Consider the following 18,082-nt stretch of genomic DNA (forward strand, 5'->3'; position numbering starts at 1 on the left):
CGCGTGATCGAGCACGTGACTCGCGTGATTGAAGTCGGATCTCGCGAGTTACGGCTCCGATCACGCGAGTTCCGGCTCTGAACACGCGAGTTACGCGGGGCAGAGGGTGCCGTCGGCGGGGATCTTGCCGTCGATCAGGAACGCGCGGGTCGCGTCGGTGACGCACGGGGACGTGCCCACCGCGCCGTGGCCCGCGCCCTGCCACGTGATCGTCACCGCGGACGGCATCTGGTCGGCCGCGCGGGTGCTGCCGAGCTGGGGCGTCACCGGGTCGGCCGCGGTGGCCGCGACCAGGATCGGCGGGGCGCCCGGCCCGCCCGCCGGCGGCAGCGGCTCGGTCCGCACCGGCCACGGCCCGCACCAGGCCAGCTGCTGGGCGACGACCGCGCCGAACTGCGGGTACTTCGCCCGCATCCCGGCCACGACCTGGTCGAGCTGATCCGCCGAGAGCCGCGTCTGGCTGTCGTTGCAGCGGGTCGCGATCGTGGCGTCGAGCCGGGACGGCTGCGCGCGCGAGTCGTGCAGCGCCGGCGTGGCGAACGCCGCCAGCGGCGCGATGTTCCCCGAGCGCGCCGCCGCGATCGCGTCGGCCAGCTCCGGCCACCGCGACCGCTGCGCCAGTCCCGAGTAGACGGCGAACATCGCCACCCCCGGCCCGAACGCGACGCCGTCGTCGGTCAACGGCGCGATGTTCTGCCGCAGCTGCCCGGTGAGCGTGGCCAGGGCGGCTTTCGGGTCGCCGAGGGTGCACTTGCGCGCGGCGCAGTCCGTGGCGAAGGCGTCCAACGTGGACTGGGCGCCGGCGGCGACCGCGTCCAGCACCGCGGCGGTGTCCGCGCCCGGGTCGGGGACGCCGTCGAGCACCATCCGGCCGACCTGCCCGGGGAAGCGCACCGCGTACTCGGCGAGGACCTTCGAGCCGTCGCCGCGGCCGAGCGCGGTCAGCCGTTCCATGCCCAGCTGCTTGCGCAGTTCGTCGAGGTCGCCGGCGGTGCGCCAGCTGTCCAGCGCGGTCTGGGAGTCATCCAGCTCGATCGCGCACTGCTGCCCGGCCTTGCGCGCGGCGTCCAGCACGTCCTGCAGGTCGCCCTGGGCCGGGTCGGCGTCGATCAGGTCGTGCCGGATCTCGGGGGGCACGCACTGGACGGCGCCGGAGAGCCCGGTGCCGCGCCGGTCGAGGCCGATCAGCGAGAACTTCTCCAGGAACGCCGGCGGCAGCGTCGCCGCCAGCCGCGCGGCGTAGACCGTGCCGGGTTCGCCGTCGACGTCGTTGACCACGACCAGCGGCACCGGCCCGGACCCGACCTTCAGCGCCAGCAGCCGCACCACCGAGCGCCGGGCCTCGCCGGGCGCGTCGAGCGGCGCGGTGACCCGGGCGCACGTGAAGTGCAGCGTGTCCGGGACGGCGGGGGTGCCGATCCGCTGCCGGGTGTCGTCGTCGCAGTCGGCCCACCGCAGCGTCGGCGACTGCGGTTCGCCCAGCGGGGGCAGCGGCACGGCGGGCGTGCCGCTCGGCGAGGCGGCCGTCGTCTTGCCGTCGTTCTCGACCAGGGCCGGCCGGACCGACGGCCCCGCGGCGCAGCCCGCGGCGGAGGCCAGGGCGAGCAGCGCGACCAGGAGACGGGAACGGCGGCGGCGCACGGGCGAGGTCCTCACGTCGATCACAGGCATTGCACCGCCGAGCTTCGCACGGCCGGTGTGGGACGCGGGTTAGCGGGTCCGCACGACCTGGCCGCGGAACACGGCGTCGAGGTCGTAGCGGGCCGGTTCCTCCAGCTGCGTGTAGTCGCACGACGCGGGCTCGCGGTCGGGGCGCCACCGCTTGAACCGCGCGTTGTGCCGGAACCGCGACGGCATCCCGCCTTCGGTGTTCTCGTAGGCGACTTCGACGACGCGCTCGGGCCGCAGCGGCACCCATTCGTGCTCGGTCGCGCGCCAGCGGGTGATGCCGCCGGGGATGCGCTGGCCTTCGCCCTGCGCGCGACCGCCCCACGGGTGGTCCTCGCCGTCGGTGACCAGCGGCGCGAGCTCTTCGGCGAGTTCGCGGCGGCGGTCCTTGGGGAACGACCCGACGGTGCCGACGTGGTGCAGCACGCCCTTTTCGTCGTGGAGTCCGAGCAGGAACGACCCGACGAGTTCGCCGGGCCCGCCGTCGACGTGCCAGCGCAGCCCGGCCAGGACGCAGTCGGCGGTGCGCAGGTGCTTGTACTTGTGCAGGACGCGCTTGCCCGGCGTGTACGGCTCGTCCAGGGGCTTGCCGATGACGCCGTCGAGGCCCGCGCCCTCGAACAGCTCGAACCAGTGCCGCGCGGTGGCCGCGTCGGTGGTCGCCGGGGTGAGCGGGAACCGGTCGCCGGCCAGCTCGACGAGCCGCTCACGCCGGGCCGACGTCGGCTCGTCCAGGAGGGACTCGTCGTCGAGCGCGAGCACGTCGAAGGCGACGAACTCGGCGGGCTGCTCGGCCGCCAGCAGCGTGATCCGGCTTTCCGCGGGGTGGATCCGCTCGGTGAGCGCGTCGAAGTTCAGCCGCCCGCCGCGCGCGACGACGAGCTCGCCGTCCAGCACGACCCGCGGCGGCAGGATCTCCAGCAGCCGCGAGACCGCTTCCGGGAAGTACCGGTTCAACGGCTTTTCCGCGCGGGACTGCAGGTACAGCTCGTCGCCGTCCTTGAAGACGATGCAGCGGAAGCCGTCCCACTTCGGCTCGAACAGCAGGCCCCCGGAGTCCGGGATGGCCTTCGCGGGCTTGGCGAGCATCGGCTTCAGCGGCGGCCGCAGCGGTAGGGGCATGCGGGCATTCTGCGGAAAGTCGCCGCTCAGCGCACGCGTTTCGCCGCGCTCGTGTCGAGTTCGAGGCGGACGGCGGTGGGCAGGACGTCGAGGCCGAGCGACTCGCGCGCCCTGGTCAGGACCCGCGCGTCCAGGTCTTCCCAGACACCCTTGAGGTCGGTGCCCTCGTGCAGCCACAGCGTGACGCGCAACGCCGGAGACGTCCGCGAGCCGACCGCGCGGACCCGGGCCCGGCTCACGCCGTCGAGCTGTTCCGCGTCGGCCTGGACCGCGCCGGAGATCGCGGCGGCGGTGACGACGAGCTCCGCGCCCTCGGTGCGGTCGAGGTCCACGTCGGGCCGCGGCTCCGGGCGCAGGGAGCGCAGCGTCCCCCGCAGGCCGAGCACGAGCAGCAGGACGCCGAGCACGATCGCGACGATCCGGGCGGGCGTGGCGTGGCCGCCGAGCCAGTCGAGGGCCATCGGGTCGAGCAGCGGGCGGCGGCCGCGGAACTCGCCGAGCACGCCGAAGCCGACCACCAGGGCGAGCGCCCCGCCGGCGAGGGCCAGCAGCCCGACGAGGAACGCGAGCGTGCGTTCGCCCGTGTACGACCGGGAAAGCGCCTTCGCGGCGGCTGATTTGGTCATCGGCGGTCCTTGGGGGAGTCGACGACGACCGAGACCTTCGGCCGTCGCACGAGCGGGACGTCGTCGAGCAGCGCGGACACCGTCGCCAGCAGGCGCGGCCGCAGCTCGCCCTCGGTTTCGAGGGTGCTCTTCGCCCGGACGCGGACGCGGCGGGCGCTCGCGGTGACCGTCGCGCCGGCGACGTTGTCCTGCGCGCGCACGGCGAGCCCGACCAGCCGGGCCAGCGAGCGCGGCGACGTCGAGACGCTCACGTCGTTCGCCGGGTCGGTGAGCCGGATCGCGCGGCTCCCGGCGGCCAGCGCGCAGAGCAGCAGGACCAGGCCGGCGGCGGCGACCACGCCGGCGCCGACGCGGACCGCGTAGGCGTCCCAGCCCAGCGACGCCAGCTCGGCCTGCCAGCGCGGCCACGGCACCAGCAGCGGGCCCGCACCGGGACGCCACCAGTGCCAGCCGACTTCGAGCGCGAGCAGCGCGCCGGCGGCCGCGAAGGCCAGGGCGAGCAGGGTGGACAGCAGGCGGACGAGCGGGCGCACGGCTACCGCACCCTCGGCGGCACGTCCGGCAGGAGCGCGGACACCGTCACGGCCAGGGTCCGCACGTGGTAGCCGGTGAGCAGCTCGACCTCGTCGGTCACCTTCTCCCGCACGACGTCGACGACCGTCCGCACCGGCGCCGGGTACTGCAGCGCGAGGTCGAGTGCGAGGTCGACGTCGTTGTCGAGACCGCCGACCTTGGCCTTGGCGCCCTTCTTGCCGTCCCGGGTGGTGCCCGGGACCTGGTCGGCGGCGTGCTGGGCGACCTTGCGCACCACGGCGTGCCCGACGGTGAGGGTGCCGCGCTCGGCCGGTTCGGCGAGCTCGCGCGGGACGTCCAGGACGCGGCTCACTTGTCGCGGCCCTTGCCGAAGAGCTCGCCGAGGTCGAGCTCGCCGTCGAGGACCCGGCCGGCGACCAGGCCGATGATGCCGACGGCCAGGGTCACCAGGAACGCGGTGAACCCCTGGGTCGCGGCCAGGCCGAGGATCAGCCCGGCCAGGAGCCCGGTCTGCGTTGCGTTCACATGTCCTCCTTGGACGGCTCGAAACAGGAAAAGCGGGGCGCCGTCAGCGCACGCGGGGCGGGCGGCGACGGCGGCGGAACCTCGCCAGGGCGCCGGCGAGCCGACGACGGCGGGCGACGAAGCTCACCGGAGCGTCGTACCGCCGGTCGTCCACTTCGGACTCCGTGGTGGCCGGTTCCCCGGCCCGGAACCGGGCCAGCCCGGCCGCGAACTCCGCCGGATCGCCGCCCACGTCCGGGTGGTGCGCGCGCACGAACGCGCGGAAGGCCGCCCGGCCCGCCGCGTCGCCCGTGTCGCGTCCGGTCATTCCACCCGCGTCGATTCGGGTTCTTCCTCGCCCGGCAGGTGGATGTCGTTGACGGAGATGTTCACCTCGATCACCTCGAGGCCGGTGATCTGCTCGACCGCGGTGATCACGTTGCGCCGCACCGCGCGGGCGACGTCGGCGATGCGCGCGCCGTACTCGACGACGACGTCGAGGTCGATCGCCGTCTGCTTTTCGCCGACCTCCACCGCGACGCCGGCGGTCGTGACCGTGCCGGAGCCGGGGATGCGTTCGCGCAGGGCGCCGAGCGCGCGCGACACCCCGCCGCCGCCCAGGGCGTGCACCCCGGCGACCTCGCGGGTGGCCAGGCCGGCCACCTTCTGCACGACGACCGACGAGATCGTGGTGCGGCCGGCGGTGCCCTCCTCGTTGAGCGGGGTCACCGTGCCGGGGCTTTCGGTCCGTTCCGGGTGCATGCGTTCGGGCTCCTCTCGCGGCGGTCTCTCGCCGGTACGATGCCCGCGAAGGCGCAATCCTCACGCAAGTTCCCCCGATCGGGGGAACGGCTAGCCGGGGTGGACGTCCACGACGTGCACGTTCACCGTCGTGGCGACGCCGAGCTGGCGGGACAGCTCCGCGGTGATCTCCCGCCGCAGCGCTTCGGCGGCCGCGTCGGCGGCGACGCCGAAGCGGACCGACACCAGCACCTGCACGGCGTCGTCCTCGACCGCGACGGCCGAAACCCGCACCCCGCCGGGTGCCCGCTCGGCGGCGATCGCCGAGGCCAGCCGCGCGACGACGGTTTCGGTGACGCGCAGGCTGCCTTCCTCGCCGGGCACCTCCACCGCGGTCCGGCGGCCGCGCGCGACGGCCCGCAGGACGCGCTCGACCAGCCCCGGCGGGGTCGGTACGTGCCGCCGGGCAGCGGCGCGCACGGCGTCCCAGCGGGGGTCCCGCTCGGGATCCTGAAGCTCGGCCATCACCGCTCCCTCAACTCGGCGAGCAGCGCCACCCTGGCCCGGTGCAGCCGCGAGCGCAAGGCGCCGACGTTCACGTCGAGCACGTCGGCGACCTCTTCGTAGCTCAGGCCCTCCAGCTCGCGCAGCACCAGCGGCACGCGCTGGGACACCTCCAGCCGGCCGATCGCGCGCAGCACCGCGTCGACCTCTTCGGCCCGCACGACGTGGCCTTCGGGGCCCGGGTCGGCCCCGGCGAGCAGCGCACTGTCCAGAGTGGACTGACCGTCGGGTTCCGGTGCGTCGAGCGAGATCGTGGGCCGGCGCCGCCGCAGGAGCGCGAGCGCGCTGTTGGTGACCACGCGGTAGAGCCAGGTCGACACGGCGGACTCGTGGCGGAAGGACGCGAGGGAGCGCCAGGCGGCGAGCCACGAGTCCTGCACGACGTCCTCGGCCTCGGCGGCGCTGCCGGTGATCCGCAGTGCGACGCGGTACATCCGCGGGGTGTGCTGCCGCACGAGCGCGCCGAACGCGGCGTCGTCGCCCGCCGCGGCGCGGGCGACGAGATCGGCGTCGTCGTTCACCCGGCGTCCCGGCGGTAGCGCAGGAACGTGAAGCCGTCCTCGACCAGGATCGACGCCAGCGCGAGCCGGCGCGGCACGGCCACCGGTCCCGCGGCGATCCGGGCCGCCGGTCCGGCCACGAGCAGGGGTGCGACGGTCAGGCACAGCTGGTCGACGAGGTCGTCCGCGACGAGCCGGCCGAACAGCCGCGGCCCGCCCTCGCAGGCGACGCGGCGCAGCCCGCGCGCGGCGAGCAGCTCGAGCGCCCGGCGGACGTCGACGTCGTCGGTGCCCGCGCGCAGGATCTCCGCCCCGGCGGCTTCGAGGGCGCCGGTCGGCGCGGACTCGGTGGTGACCACGATCGGGGGTACGACGGTCTCGGTGAACAACCGCGACGCCGGGTCGAGGTCGGCGGTGCGCGTCACGACGGCGATCGGCGGGACGCCGTCGAAGCCCAGCCGGCGACGGCGTTCCAGGCGCTTCGGGCCCGCGACGACCCCGCGGTAGTCCTCGGCGCGAGCGGTGCCGGCACCGACCAGGATCACGTCGGCGAGGTCGCGCCCGAGCAGGAAGACCCGCCGGTCGGCGGCGTGCGAGAGCCCCGCCGACGTCGTGTCGACCTCGACGGCGCCGTCGGCCGAGGCGACGAAGTTGACCTGCACCCAGGGGCGGTCCACCGCCGCCGGGTACGCGTAGATCTCCTCGAGGTCCACCCCGGTCAGTTCGCCCGTCGAAGAGGGCCACACGCTCCGCACGCGACAATCCCAGCACGGGCGTGAACCACGTCTCTACCGGGGGACAGGCCCGCTCACCGGCACGCGGCGCGCGGATAGGCTCTGCGACCATGCCCGCGCACCTGGTGGACCGCCGACCCGAGCTCGGCGCCGACGAGCTGATCGGTGCGCTGGTGCCCCCGCCGCGCTTCGGCGCCGTCCGGTTCGAGACGTACCTCCCGAACCCGGACGAGCCGAGCCAGGCCGCCGCGGTCGAGGCCTGCTCGGCGTTCGCCGCCAAGATCGGCGCGCGCAAGGAAAAGAAGCGCTTCAAGCTGTTCGGCGGGTCTTCGGAGCCGGCCGGGCCGATGGGGCTCTACCTCGACGGCGGGTTCGGCGTCGGCAAGACCCACCTGCTCGCCTCGACCTGGCACGCGGCGCCGTCGCCCAAGGCGTACGGCACGTTCGTCGAGCTGACCCACCTGGTCGGCGCGCTGGGCTTCGCCGAGGCCGTGCGCCGGCTCTCGGAGCACCGGATCCTGGCCATCGACGAGTTCGAGCTGGACGACCCGGGCGACACCACGCTGGTCACGCGGCTGCTGCAGGAGCTCATGGACGCGGGCGTGTACATCGCGGCGACGTCGAACACGCTGCCGGAGAAGCTCGGCGAGGGCCGGTTCGCCGCCGAGGACTTCCTGCGCGAGATCCAGACGCTGTCGGCCCGGTTCGGCGTCGTGCGCGTCGACGGCCCGGACTACCGCCACCGCGGCCTGCCGGACGCGCCGCCGCCGGTCACCGAAGACGTCCTCGAGGAGTCCGTCGCCGCGCACGAAGGGTCCACAGTGGACGACTTCGACGCGGTGTGCGAGCACCTGGCTTCCCTGCACCCGTCGCGGTACGGGCGGCTGCTCGACGGCGTCACCCGCGTGCACCTGCGCGGCGTCCACCCGGCGCCCGACCAGAACGTGGCGCTGCGGCTGGTCGCGTTCGCCGACCGGCTCTACGACCGGGCGATCCCGGTGGTCGTCTCGGGTGAGCCGCTGCCGTCGCTGTTCACCGAGGAGATGGTGAACGGCGGCTACCGCAAGAAGTACCTGCGCGCGGTCAGCCGGCTGACCGCGCTGGCTCGGGACGCCGCACCGGCCACGTGAGCAGCACGACGGCGACCGCGAACAGCGTCCCGCCGACGACGTCGGTGAGGTAGTGGTAGCCCATCCCGACGAGCCCGATGGTCGCGGCGAGCAGCGCCAGGGCGCTCAGCACGACGACGTACGCCTTGCGCGTGACGAGCACGAGCACGGTCAGCACCGCGACCAGGCTCACCGTGTGGCCGCTCGGGTAGACCAGGGTGTCGTTCTTCCACCGGTCGTAGAGCGGCTTCAGCAGCCAGCTCGTCAGCAGGATCGCCAGCACCGGCGCGCCGAGCGCGAGCGCGGCGTCGGTCCGCCGTCCGGCGCGCAGGCACAGGACGACGGAGAGCACGCCGAGGGCGATCACCACGGCCGGCTCGGTCGGCAGGACCAGCGCCCGCAGCACGCCGGGACTCAGGTCCGCGATCCAGCCGGCGACCGTCGCGTCCACGGCCCCGGGCGTGCTCCCGCCGGCGAACGGCAGCCCCAGCAGCACCGCGAACAGGCCGCAGACCGCGGCCGGCAACCACATCGTCCTCACCCGCGAGAGGGTAGCTGTGACTCTGTGATGCACCCGTCTGCCACGATGCCGGGGGAGGAGGATCGGATGCGCATCACAGTGGCGGGGGCCGGGATCATCGGCTTGAGCTGCGCGTACCGGCTGGCCGGTGCGGGACACGACGTCACGGTCGTCGCGGCGGCCCCGCCGGGGGAGACGACGTCGGCGATCGCGGGCGGGGTGCTGTACCCGCCGGTCCGCCTCCCGGACAAGCGGATCGTGCGCTGGACCGCCGAGACCCTGTCGGTCCTGCGCGCGCAGGAGGCGCCCGGGGTGCGCTTCCGCCGCGGCCGGGTCCTGCTGGCCCCGGGGGAGCCCGAGCCGCAGTGGCTGCCGGCGATGATCGACCCGGTCCGCGAAGGCGGTCACCTGGTGTTCACGACGGCCCTGGTCGACACTCCGGTGTACCTGGACTGGCTGCTGGCGCAGGTGGTTTCGCTGGGCGTGCGCGTCGAGTACCGGTCGCTGACGTCGTTGTCGGGCCTCGGGCCGGTGGTGAACGCGGCGGGCCTCGGCGCGGGCCCCCTGGCCGGCGACGGCTCGATGGTCCCGGTCGGCGGCCAGGTCGTGCACCTGAGCGACCCGGGCCTGACGGAGTTCGTGGTCGACGAGACGGGCCCGGGCGCCACGTACGTGATCCCGCACGGCAGTCACGTGGTGTGCGGCGGCACGGTGGAGCCGGGCCGCGGCGACGTCGAGCCCAACCCCGGCGTGACGGCGGACATCGTGCGCCGCTGCCGCGACCTGGTCCCGGCGTTGGCGGGGTCGGAGATCCTGCGGTCGGTGGTGGGCTTGCGCCCGTTCCGGCCGGTGGTGCGGCTGGAACGGGTGGGGGAGGCCGTGCACTGCTACGGCCACGGCGGTTCGGGGATCACGCTGGCCTGGGGCTGCGCGGCCGACGTCGCGGCCTTGGTGGCGACCTAGGTCCCCGCGAAGGCGGCGTGGTCGGCCTCTGTCCGGTCGGCGTACCGCACCGCGTACGCGCCCATCGCTTCGTCCAATTCGGAGTCGTCGGCGAAGTAGCCCGCGAGGAGCTTCGGGTGCAGTGAGCGCGTGTGGGCGCGGGCGAGCAGGGCGCCGGCCAGGCGGCCGTAGTCGTCGAGGTGGTCCTTCTCCAGCTCCGATGGGTCGATGTCGCCCTTGAGGTTGCGGAACTGGCGGACGATGTACGGGACGCCGTCGATCGTGGTCCAGCCGAGCAGGACGTCGGTTTCGGCCTGCACCAGCCGGGCGCCGTCGACGATCCGGCGGCCTTCGTGCTCGGCTTCCGGCAGGTCGAGGTACGGCGCCAGCGCCGGTTTCTGGGCCTGTTTCACCTGCAGCACCAGGTCTTCGTCGTCGTTGCCGTGCAGCAGGGCGACGTAGCTGCGCAGCCCGACGCTGCCCGTGCCGACCACGCGGAAGGCGACGTCGGCGATCCGGTACCGGGCGATCAGCGTCCGCCGCGACTCGCGCAGGGTGTCCACATAGGACGCCAGTCCGGCGGCGACGGCCTCGGCGGTCCGCTCGTCGACGTGCGTCAGCACCGGCGGGTCCTCGACGAACCGGTGGCGCGCCAGGCCGGTCTCGTGGTCGTCGACGCGCTCGGTCCACTTCGCGGCGACCTTCGCGCTGTCGTTCTTGCGGGCCTTCTCGGCGGCGTCGGCGAAGTCGTCGATCAGCTCGTCCGCGCGGGCCTTGGACAGCACCGAGGAGTCCGGCAGAGCGTTCCAGCTGCGCAGGAACGGCAGGTCGGCGAGCGCGCGGATGGTGCGGCGGTAGGACTTCACGGCGTCTTCGGCGGCTTCGCGGCAGCCGGACTCACCGATGCCGCCCTCACGGCCGGCGAGCACGAGGCTGGCCGCGAGCCGCTTGAGGTCCCATTCCCACGGACCCGGGACGGTCTCGTCGAAGTCGTTGATGTCCATCACGATCTTGCCTTCGGGCGTGCCGTAGAGCCCGAAGTTGGCGGCGTGGGCGTCACCGCAGAGCTGCGCGGTGACCCCGGACGACGGCGTGCCGGCGAGATCGGCGCCCATCAGCCCGGCGGCGCCGCGGAAGAAGGTGAACGGGGACGCGAGCATGCGTTCCCGGCGGAGCTCGACCAGTTCGGGGAGACGTCCGGCGTTGCTGGCGTCGAAGTACTGCTTCGGGCTCGGCCGGTCAGCGCCGGTGGCCTCGTGGTCGTGCGCGGCGGCGGGAGCCTTGTCCCGGAGCCGCTTTCCCCGGTCGTAGAGCTCGGCCGGCGTGACGCTGTCGGCGCCGACGAGCGGCCGCTCCACCCATTCCCCTGATCCCATACCGGGCACAACGTCCGAAGGGGATGATCTGCTCCCGGGCCGCCGGGCATCACCCGCTCGGGACGTCCATCGGCCGCGGCGGCAGCTATACCGGCGCCCGGCCGCGGGGGAAGGGCCGAGGTTGCCTCGTCGGCGGTGACTGCGCAAGGTGCGCTCTCGGGCGCCGAGTCCGGGCTCTGCAGCGCCACCGGGGGGCACAATTCGTGCCGGGATACCCGCCTGGGGCGGAGCCTGCGCTTCGGATGGCCGCCGGCGGTCGAGGTACGCCAGGGCGTGAGGTCCGGCAAGTCGTGTGCCGGCCCGTGCTCGGATCGCGGGCGGAGTCACCCGGTGGGTGCGCGAGGTGCGGGCCCCCGCGTGCCGGGATCGCGGGCGGGCATCACCCGGCCGCGTTGTGCTCCGGATGCCGCCGGGGCGGGAGGCTCACCCGGCGGCATCCGGTGGTTTCAGGGGCGGATGACCTCGGCGATCGCGTCGATGCCGCGGTCCAGCTCCTCGCGGGTGATCACCAGCGGCGGCGCCACCCGCAGCGTGCGCTCGTGCGTCTCCTTGCACAGCACGCCCCGCGCTGCCAGCGCCTCCGACGCCTCGCGCCCGGACGGCCCGCCCGGGGCGATGTCGATGCCCGCCCACAGCCCGCGCCCGCGGACCTCGGACAGCCCGGTGCCGATCAGGGCGCTCAGCCGCGTCCGCAGGTGCGCGCCCAGCTCCGTGGACCGCTGCTGGAACTCGCCGGTCTTCAGCAGCTTGACCACCGCGCGCCCGACCGCGCAGGCCAGGGGGTTGCCGCCGAAGGTCGAGCCGTGCTCGCCCGGCTTCAGCACACCCAGCACGTCACGGCGGCCGACCACCGCCGACACCGGCAGGATGCCGCCGCCGAGGGCCTTGCCGAGCGTGTACACATCCGCGCGGACGCCTTCGTGGTCGAGCGCCAGCACCGTGCCGGTGCGGGCCAGCCCGGACTGGATCTCGTCGGCGATCAGCAGCACGCCGTGCTCGTCGCACGCCGCCCGGACGTCGGCGAAGTAGCCCTCCGGCGGCACGATGACGCCGGCCTCGCCCTGCACCGGCTCCAGCAGCACCGCGGCCGTGCGCGGGGTGATCGCGTCGCGCAGCGCGGCCGCGTCGCCGTACTTCACCGTGACGAAGCCCGGCGTGAACGGGCCGAAGTCCGCACGCGCGGTCTCGTCGGTCGAGAACGACACGATCGTGGTCGTCCGGCCGTGGAAGTTCGACCCGGCGACGATGATTTCCGCCGTGCCGTCCGGCACGCCCTTGACCCGGTGCGCCCACTTGCGGGCGATCTTGACGGCGGACTCGACGGCCTCGGCACCCGAGTTCATCGGCAGCACCAGCTCGGTGCCGGTCAGCTCGGCGAGCTCGCGGCAGAACAGGCCCAGCTGGTCGTGGTGGAACGCCCGCGACGTCAGCGTGACGCGGCCGAGCTGCTCGACCGCGGCGGCGATCAGGTCCGGGTGGCGGTGGCCGAAGTTCATCGCGGAGTATCCGGAAAGGAAGTCGAGGTAGGACTGGCCTTCGACGTCGGTGACCGAAGCGCCGGAGGCTTCGGCGATCACGACGGGCAGCGGGTGGTAGTTGTGCGTGCTCCATTGCTCGTCGAGCTCGATGAAGCTCGCGGCGGTGGGGGCGGCGGTCTCCCGGCCGGCGAACGTCGTCATACGTTCAGGTTAGAGGCAGAACACGCAGAGTTCAGCCGGGAATCATTGCTTTCACCCGTTGTTCGTTGCGCAATACCCGACAGCGACCCCCGAAACGGTGCGTGGCCGTTGACGGACTCATCGGTAAGTCGTAACTTACGGTTCGTGGCGACTTACGGAAGCGACCAGCTGGCCGCGCTGGCCGACCCGTCGCGGCGCGCGATCGTCGAAGCGCTCCGCGCCGGGCCCCGCGCGGTCGGCGAGCTGGCCGCGGACCTGCCGATCAGCCGCCCGGCCGTCTCCCAGCACCTCAAGGTGCTCAAGGAGGCCGGCCTCGTCGCGGACCGGGCCGAGGGCACGAAGCGGCTCTACCGCCTCGAGCCCGACGGCATCGCCGCGGTGCGCGCCTACCTCGACCGGATGTGGTCGGACGCGCTGAAGTCCTTCGCCGACCTGGCGGAGTCCACCGAATCCCCGGAAGAGGAGCAGTCATGACCCTCGAGCCGATCCGCAAGACGATCACCGTCGCCTGCTCGCGCGAGCACGCGTTCAAGACCTACACCGAGGCCTTCGACAGCTGGTGGCCGCGCGAGCACCGCCTGGGCGAGGCCGACCTGGCCGAAGCCGTCATCGAGCCGAAGCCGGGCGGACGCTGGTACGAGCGGACCGTCGACGGCGCCGAGTGCCAGTGGGGCGAGGTGCTCGTCTGGGAGCCACCCGGCCGGGTGGTCCTGTCGTGGCGGATCGACGGCGACTGGACGGTGGACCCCGACCCCGCGCACGCCAGCGAGATCGAAGTCGGATTCGTCGAGGAGGGGCCGCGCAGCACGCGCGTCGAGCTGGAGCACCGGAACTTCGAGCGGCACGGCGAAACCGCGCAGAAGGTCCGCGACGGCGTCTCCAGCGACGGCGGACACGGTGGCCTGCTGAAACTCTTCGCCGAGAAAGCCGCCGCTTGAGCAGGTAGTTTCGCGGGATGGCCAAGAAGGACACAGGAAGCCGGGTCCGGGACGCGCTGCGCGTCGGCGCGGAGCTGCCGGACCCGGGCTCGACCCCGGTGGGGCCCGGCAAGAAGCCGAAGGCCGTCGCCAAGCTGGACGACGCCGCCGCGCGGCTGTCCGCGCTGCAGGAAGCCCTCTACGCCGAGGGCGTCGGCGGTGGCCGGCGCAGTGTCCTGCTCGTGCTGCAGGGCATGGACACCTCCGGCAAGGGCGGCACGGTCTCGCACGTGCTCGGCCTGGTCAACCCGATGGGCGTCCGCTACGCCGGGTTCAAGGCCCCGACGGCGGCCGAGCGCCGCCACCCCTACCTCTGGCGGATCCGCAAGCAGCTGCCGGTGGCCGGCCAGATCGGCGTGTTCGACCGCTCGCACTACGAGGACATCCTGGTCCCGCGCGTGACCGGCCTGCTGACCGCGGCCGAGCGCCGCCGCCGCTACACCGAGATCAACGCCTTCGAGCAGGAGCTGGCGGACGCGGGCACGACGGTCGTCAAGGTGTTTCTGCACATCTCGCCGGAGGAACAGCTCAAGCGGCTGAAAGCCCGGCTGGAGACGCCCGAGAAGCACTGGAAGTACAACCCGGGCGACCTCGAAGCCCGCTCGCACTGGCCAGCCTACCAGGAGGCCTACGCCGACATCTTCAAGAAGACGTCGACCGCGCACGCGCCCTGGCACGTCGTGCCCGCCGACCACAAGTGGTACCGGAACTGGGCCGTCGCCGAGCTGCTCATCGAAACCCTCGCGGAGTTGAAGCCGACGTTCCCCGAACCGGACTTCGACGTCGAGGAGGAGCTGGCCAAGCTGAAGGGTGTTGGCGTCCCGTCGTGATCGTCTGAAAGAGTGCGGGCGTGACCGATGTCGACGACCTCCCGTTCCTCCGCAAGCAGGCCCGGACCCAGCGCTTCACCCTCGGCGCGCCCAAGGAGTTCCGGGTCGCCCCGGACGCCTCGCGCGTGCTGTTCCTGCGCGCGGAGTCGGGCACCGACCCCCGGCACAGCCTCTGGTCGGCCGACCTGGCCACCGGCGCCGAGACGAAGCTCGTCGACGCCGTCGACCTGCTGCCCGGTGAAGAGGAGCTGCCGGCCGAGGAGCGGGCGCGGCGGGAACGCGCCCGCGAGACCGGCGGCGGCGTCGTCCACTACGGCGTCGACGCCGGCTTCACCGTCGCCGCGTTCTCGCTCTCGGGCAAGCTCTACACGCTGGACCTCGCGTCCGGCGAGGTGACGCTGCGCGTCGACGGCTCGGTGATCGACCCGCGGCCGAACCCGGCCGGCACGCACGTCGCGTACGTGCAGGACCGGCGGCTGCACGTGCTGGAGCTGGCCACCGGCGACGACCGCGTGCTCGTCGAGGAGGAGGGCGAGGACATCGCCTGGGGCCTCGCCGAGTTCATCGCGGCCGAGGAGATGGACCGCACCCGCGGCTACTGGTGGTCCCCGGACGGCCGCAGCCTCCTGGCCGAGCGCTCCGACCGCGGCCCGGTGCCGCGCTGGACCATCGCCGACCCGGCGAACCCGCAGAACCCGGCCACCGTCGTCGCGTACCCGGCCGCGGGCACCACGAACGCGCTCGTGTCGCTGGCGGTGCTCGGGCTGGACGGCTCCCGCGTGGACGTCGCCCCCGGCGACTGGGAGTACCTGGCGTCGGTGCACTGGTCGGCCGGCGGCGCACCGCTGCTGGCCGTCGAGCCGCGCGACCAGAAGCGGATGGACGTCCTCGCCCTCGACGTCACCGACGGCTCGACGTCGGTGCTCCACACAGCCTCCGACCAGCACTGGATCGACATCGTCGGCGGTGTCCCGGCGTGGACGTCCGACGGGCGGCTCGTCGTCGAGGGCATGGTCGACGGCGACCACCGGCTCTTCGTCGGCGGCGAGGCCGTCACCCCGGCCGGGCTGCAGCTTCGGGCCGTGCTCGACGTCGGCGACGAGATCCTCTTCAGCGCGTCCGAAGCCGACTCCACGCAGATCCACGTGTTCCGCACCGAAGGCCCGTCGGTCCGGCGGCTGTCCACTGTGGACGGAGTGCACGTCGGCGCCGGGTCCGCCGCGGTCACCGTCCTTTCGTCGTGGAGCCTGGAACACAGCGGCCCGCGCGTTTCGGTGCTGCGGGACGGCTCAGAGGTGGCGTCGATCGCGGTGTCCACTGTGGACCCTGACATCGTGCCGAACCTGACCTGGCTGACGCTGGGGGAGCGCGGCCTGCGTGCGGCGCTGCTCCTGCCGCGCGGCTACGAGCCGAGCGAAGGCAAGCTGCCGGTGCTGCTCGACCCGTACGGCGGCCCGCACGCCCAGCGCGTGCTGCAGAGCCGCAACGCGTTCCTGACGTCGCAGTGGCTCGCCGACCAGGGCTTCGCGGTGCTCGTCGCGGACGGCCGCGGCACGCCCGGGCGCGGCGCGGTGTGGGAGCGGGAGATCCACGGCCGCCTCGCCGACGTCACCCTGCAGGACCAGGTCGACGCCCTGCAGGCGGCCGCGGCGCGGTTCCCCGAGCTGGACGTCGAGCGGGTCGCGATCCGCGGCTGGTCCTACGGTGGCTACCTGTCCGCGCTGGCCGTGCTGCGCCGCCCGGACGTCTTCCACGCGGCGGTCGCGGGCGCGCCGGTCACCGACTGGTCGCTGTACGACACGCACTACACCGAGCGCTACCTGGGCACGCCGCAGGACGAGCCCGAGAGCTACGCGCACAACTCGCTGATCGAGAGTGCGGCGGAGCTGAGCCGGGCGCTGCTGATCGTGCACGGGCTGGCCGACGACAACGTGTTCCCCGCGCACTCGCTGAGGCTGTCGTCGGCGCTGCTGGCGAAGGGGCGGTCGCACGTCTTCCTGCCGCTGGCGGGCGCCACCCACATGACGCCGCAGGCCGAAGAGGTCGCGGAGAACCTGATGCGCACGCAGGTCGACTGGCTGCTGCGTGCACTGTCGGCCGTGGACAAGGAGAACGCATGAGCCGCTGGGGCCTCACGATTCCGCTGACGGGGGTGCCGCTGACGGCGCACCGCGAGCTGGTCGAGCAGCTGCCGGACCTGGGCTACACCGACGCGTGGACCGCCGAGACCGCCGGCACGGACGCGTTCACGCCGTTGGTCCTGGCCTCGCAGTGGGCGCCGCAGCTGCGGCTGGGCACGGCGATCGTCCCGGTGTACACGCGCGGGCCCGGCCTGCTGGCGATGCAGGCGGCGACGGTCGCGGAGCTGGCGCCCGGCCGGTTCGTCCTCGGCATCGGCGCGTCGTCCCCGGTGATCGTCTCGAACTGGAACGCGGCTCCCTTCGAGGAACCGTTCGCGCGCTCGCGGGACACGCTGCGGTTCCTGCGTTCCGCGCTGGCGGGGGAGAAGGTCAGCGAAAAGTACGACACGTTCGCCGTCTCGAAGTTCCGGCTGGAGCGCCCGGCCGACCCGGCGCCGTCGATCATGCTGGCGGCCCTGCGCCCGGGCATGCTTCGCCTGGCCGCGAAGGAGGCCGACGGCGCGATCACCAACTGGCTGGCGGCGTCGGACGTCCCCCAGGTGCGGTCGGTGATCGGGCCGGACGTCGAGCTGGCGGCCCGGATCTTCGTCTGCCCGACCGAGGACGCGGAAGCCGCGCGCGGCCTGGGCCGGATGCTGATCTCGAGCTACCTGACGGTCCCGGTGTACGCGGCGTTCCACGACTGGCTCGGCCGCGGGGAAGCCCTCGCCCCGATGCATGAGGCGTGGGCGGCCGGCGACCGGCAGAAGGCGAACCAGGTGATCCCGGACGCGGTCGTCGACGAGCTGGTGATCCACGGCAGCGTCGAGTCGTGCCGCGAGCAGGTCCAGTCCTATGTGGACAACGGACTGACGACGCCGATCATCGCGCTGCTGCCGACCGGCGGGGATCCGTTCGAGCAGGTGCGCGGCCTGGCGCCGCGCTGATTCACCTAACGAGCAGGGCTACGGCGGTGCCGAAGCGCTCGAGGTACGCCTCGCGCGTCTCGACCTGGTGCTTCACCCCGATCGACGCGCTGATCAAGGTCTGGGCGACTTGCGTTGCCTTCTCCTGGTCTGCCGTCTCTGCCACCGCGTCGGTGACCAGTCGCTCGAAGCGCATCGGCGCGGTCTTGGTGAGCTCGCCCAGTAGGTCCGGGTTCTGCTCGATGACGCCGGTGACATCCCGGCTCAGCGGTCCGAGGTAGCGGCCGGTCCACCGGTCGAACGCGCCGAGGAGCCGCTCGGGCAAGGGGCGGCCGGCGTCGGCGAGGATGCGCTCGGCGGCGGCCAGGTCCTCGTCGAGCGCCCGGCCGACCGCGGCCCGGAACAGTGCTTCCTTGGACTCGAACAGGAAGTACAGCCCGGGTCGCGAGATCCGGGCGGCGCGGGCGACCTCCTCCATGGAGGCCTTCCGGTAGCCGTGGCGGGCGAAGGTGAGCAACGCCGATTCGAGCACCGCGTCACGGCGGCCGGCGTCGGCGTTCTGCGCTTCGGGCATACGACCAGCCTAGCAGACTGGCTTTACAACTTCTGC

22 protein-coding genes are annotated in these 18,082 nt (G+C 73.4%); 7 read left to right on the plus strand and 15 right to left on the minus strand.

Features of this window, described 5'->3' with window-relative positions:
• Positions 1-90: 90 nt before the first annotated feature.
• From QQ657_RS28320 to QQ657_RS28370, 11 genes are all read right to left on the minus strand, one after another.
• Positions 91-1,641, minus strand: coding sequence for an alpha/beta hydrolase (locus QQ657_RS28320; protein ID WP_284745302.1), 1,551 nt, complete (start codon positions 1,639-1,641; stop codon positions 91-93).
• Positions 1,642-1,710: 69 nt separating this feature from the next.
• Positions 1,711-2,790: an ATP-dependent DNA ligase gene (locus QQ657_RS28325; RefSeq protein ID WP_284745303.1), complete on the minus strand. Its 1,080-nt coding sequence runs from the start codon at positions 2,788-2,790 to the stop codon at positions 1,711-1,713.
• A gap of 26 nt (positions 2,791-2,816) precedes the next feature.
• The gene (locus QQ657_RS28330; protein WP_284745304.1) at positions 2,817-3,416 is read right to left on the minus strand and encodes an Asp23/Gls24 family envelope stress response protein; all 600 of its coding nucleotides are present in this window, start codon (positions 3,414-3,416) and stop codon (positions 2,817-2,819) included.
• Positions 3,413-3,949, minus strand: coding sequence for a DUF6286 domain-containing protein (locus tag QQ657_RS28335; RefSeq protein WP_284745305.1), 537 nt, complete (start codon positions 3,947-3,949; stop codon positions 3,413-3,415). Before QQ657_RS28335 ends, QQ657_RS28330 begins: the two co-directional genes overlap by 4 nt.
• A gap of 2 nt (positions 3,950-3,951) precedes the next feature.
• Positions 3,952-4,302, minus strand: coding sequence for an Asp23/Gls24 family envelope stress response protein (locus QQ657_RS28340; RefSeq protein WP_284745306.1), 351 nt, complete (start codon positions 4,300-4,302; stop codon positions 3,952-3,954).
• The gene (locus QQ657_RS28345; RefSeq protein WP_013224542.1) at positions 4,299-4,475 is read right to left on the minus strand and encodes a hypothetical protein; all 177 of its coding nucleotides are present in this window, start codon (positions 4,473-4,475) and stop codon (positions 4,299-4,301) included. Before QQ657_RS28345 ends, QQ657_RS28340 begins: the two co-directional genes overlap by 4 nt.
• 43 nt (positions 4,476-4,518) lie before the next feature.
• Positions 4,519-4,782 carry a hypothetical protein gene (locus tag QQ657_RS28350; protein ID WP_284745307.1) on the minus strand — a complete coding sequence of 88 codons (264 nt, stop codon included), beginning with the start codon at positions 4,780-4,782 and terminating at the stop codon, positions 4,519-4,521.
• On the minus strand, positions 4,779-5,216 hold the full coding sequence (locus QQ657_RS28355; protein ID WP_284745308.1) for an Asp23/Gls24 family envelope stress response protein: 438 nt from the start codon (positions 5,214-5,216) through the stop codon (positions 4,779-4,781). The genes QQ657_RS28350 and QQ657_RS28355 overlap by 4 nt, the downstream gene beginning before the upstream one ends.
• Before the next feature lie 90 nt (positions 5,217-5,306).
• A complete protein-coding gene (locus tag QQ657_RS28360; protein ID WP_284745309.1) occupies positions 5,307-5,720 on the minus strand; it encodes an Asp23/Gls24 family envelope stress response protein in 414 nt (137 codons plus the stop codon).
• Entirely contained in the window at positions 5,720-6,280 is a 561-nt protein-coding gene (locus QQ657_RS28365; protein ID WP_284745310.1) for an RNA polymerase sigma factor, read from the minus strand. Before QQ657_RS28365 ends, QQ657_RS28360 begins: the two co-directional genes overlap by 1 nt.
• Positions 6,277-7,014, minus strand: a complete 738-nt coding sequence (locus QQ657_RS28370) for a pyrimidine reductase family protein (RefSeq protein ID WP_284745311.1) — start codon at positions 7,012-7,014, stop codon at positions 6,277-6,279. Before QQ657_RS28370 ends, QQ657_RS28365 begins: the two co-directional genes overlap by 4 nt.
• An 89-nt stretch (positions 7,015-7,103) precedes the next feature.
• Between QQ657_RS28370 and zapE the strand changes: the two genes are divergently transcribed.
• Complete coding sequence (zapE, locus tag QQ657_RS28375) at positions 7,104-8,123, plus strand: cell division protein ZapE (RefSeq protein WP_284745312.1); 1,020 nt, start codon at positions 7,104-7,106, stop codon at positions 8,121-8,123.
• Here zapE and QQ657_RS28380 read toward each other — a convergent pair.
• Entirely contained in the window at positions 8,077-8,628 is a 552-nt protein-coding gene (locus QQ657_RS28380) for a phosphatase PAP2 family protein (RefSeq protein ID WP_434056788.1), read from the minus strand. The genes zapE and QQ657_RS28380 overlap by 47 nt on opposite strands.
• 81 nt (positions 8,629-8,709) lie before the next feature.
• On the opposite strand from QQ657_RS28380, the gene QQ657_RS28385 reads away from it, so the two are divergent.
• Positions 8,710-9,585, plus strand: a complete 876-nt coding sequence (locus QQ657_RS28385; protein WP_284745313.1) for an FAD-dependent oxidoreductase — start codon at positions 8,710-8,712, stop codon at positions 9,583-9,585.
• Here the strand turns inward: QQ657_RS28385 and QQ657_RS28390 are convergent.
• Together QQ657_RS28390 and rocD are read right to left on the minus strand one after the other, a co-directional pair.
• The gene (locus QQ657_RS28390) at positions 9,582-10,940 is read right to left on the minus strand and encodes a DUF2252 domain-containing protein (protein ID WP_284745314.1); all 1,359 of its coding nucleotides are present in this window, start codon (positions 10,938-10,940) and stop codon (positions 9,582-9,584) included. The two genes, QQ657_RS28385 and QQ657_RS28390, sit on opposite strands and share 4 nt — an antisense overlap.
• A 446-nt stretch (positions 10,941-11,386) precedes the next feature.
• Positions 11,387-12,619 carry an ornithine--oxo-acid transaminase gene (gene rocD, locus QQ657_RS28395; protein ID WP_284745315.1) on the minus strand — a complete coding sequence of 411 codons (1,233 nt, stop codon included), beginning with the start codon at positions 12,617-12,619 and terminating at the stop codon, positions 11,387-11,389.
• Positions 12,620-12,763: 144 nt separating this feature from the next.
• On the opposite strand from rocD, the gene QQ657_RS28400 reads away from it, so the two are divergent.
• Genes QQ657_RS28400 through QQ657_RS28420 form a run of 5 tightly spaced genes read left to right on the plus strand, consistent with a single transcriptional unit; the run spans position 12,764 to position 17,493 of the window.
• The gene (locus tag QQ657_RS28400) at positions 12,764-13,093 is read left to right on the plus strand and encodes an ArsR/SmtB family transcription factor (protein ID WP_284745316.1); all 330 of its coding nucleotides are present in this window, start codon (positions 12,764-12,766) and stop codon (positions 13,091-13,093) included.
• Entirely contained in the window at positions 13,090-13,557 is a 468-nt protein-coding gene (locus QQ657_RS28405) for an SRPBCC family protein (RefSeq protein WP_284745317.1), read from the plus strand. Before QQ657_RS28400 ends, QQ657_RS28405 begins: the two co-directional genes overlap by 4 nt.
• A 17-nt stretch (positions 13,558-13,574) precedes the next feature.
• Entirely contained in the window at positions 13,575-14,426 is an 852-nt protein-coding gene (locus QQ657_RS28410) for a polyphosphate kinase 2 family protein (RefSeq protein ID WP_284745318.1), read from the plus strand.
• A 20-nt stretch (positions 14,427-14,446) separates the two neighbouring features.
• Positions 14,447-16,546, plus strand: a complete 2,100-nt coding sequence (locus tag QQ657_RS28415) for a S9 family peptidase (protein ID WP_284745319.1) — start codon at positions 14,447-14,449, stop codon at positions 16,544-16,546.
• Positions 16,543-17,493, plus strand: a complete 951-nt coding sequence (locus QQ657_RS28420) for an LLM class F420-dependent oxidoreductase (protein WP_284745320.1) — start codon at positions 16,543-16,545, stop codon at positions 17,491-17,493. Before QQ657_RS28415 ends, QQ657_RS28420 begins: the two co-directional genes overlap by 4 nt.
• A 1-nt stretch (position 17,494) precedes the next feature.
• On the opposite strand, the gene QQ657_RS28425 is transcribed toward QQ657_RS28420, so the two are convergent.
• Positions 17,495-18,046: a TetR/AcrR family transcriptional regulator gene (locus QQ657_RS28425; protein ID WP_284745321.1), complete on the minus strand. Its 552-nt coding sequence runs from the start codon at positions 18,044-18,046 to the stop codon at positions 17,495-17,497.
• Positions 18,047-18,082 lie beyond the last annotated feature (36 nt).

Origin of the sequence: Amycolatopsis ponsaeliensis, from assembly GCF_030182635.1 — a bacterium.
In the GTDB taxonomy this organism is placed as follows: domain Bacteria; phylum Actinomycetota; class Actinomycetes; order Mycobacteriales; family Pseudonocardiaceae; genus Amycolatopsis; species Amycolatopsis ponsaeliensis.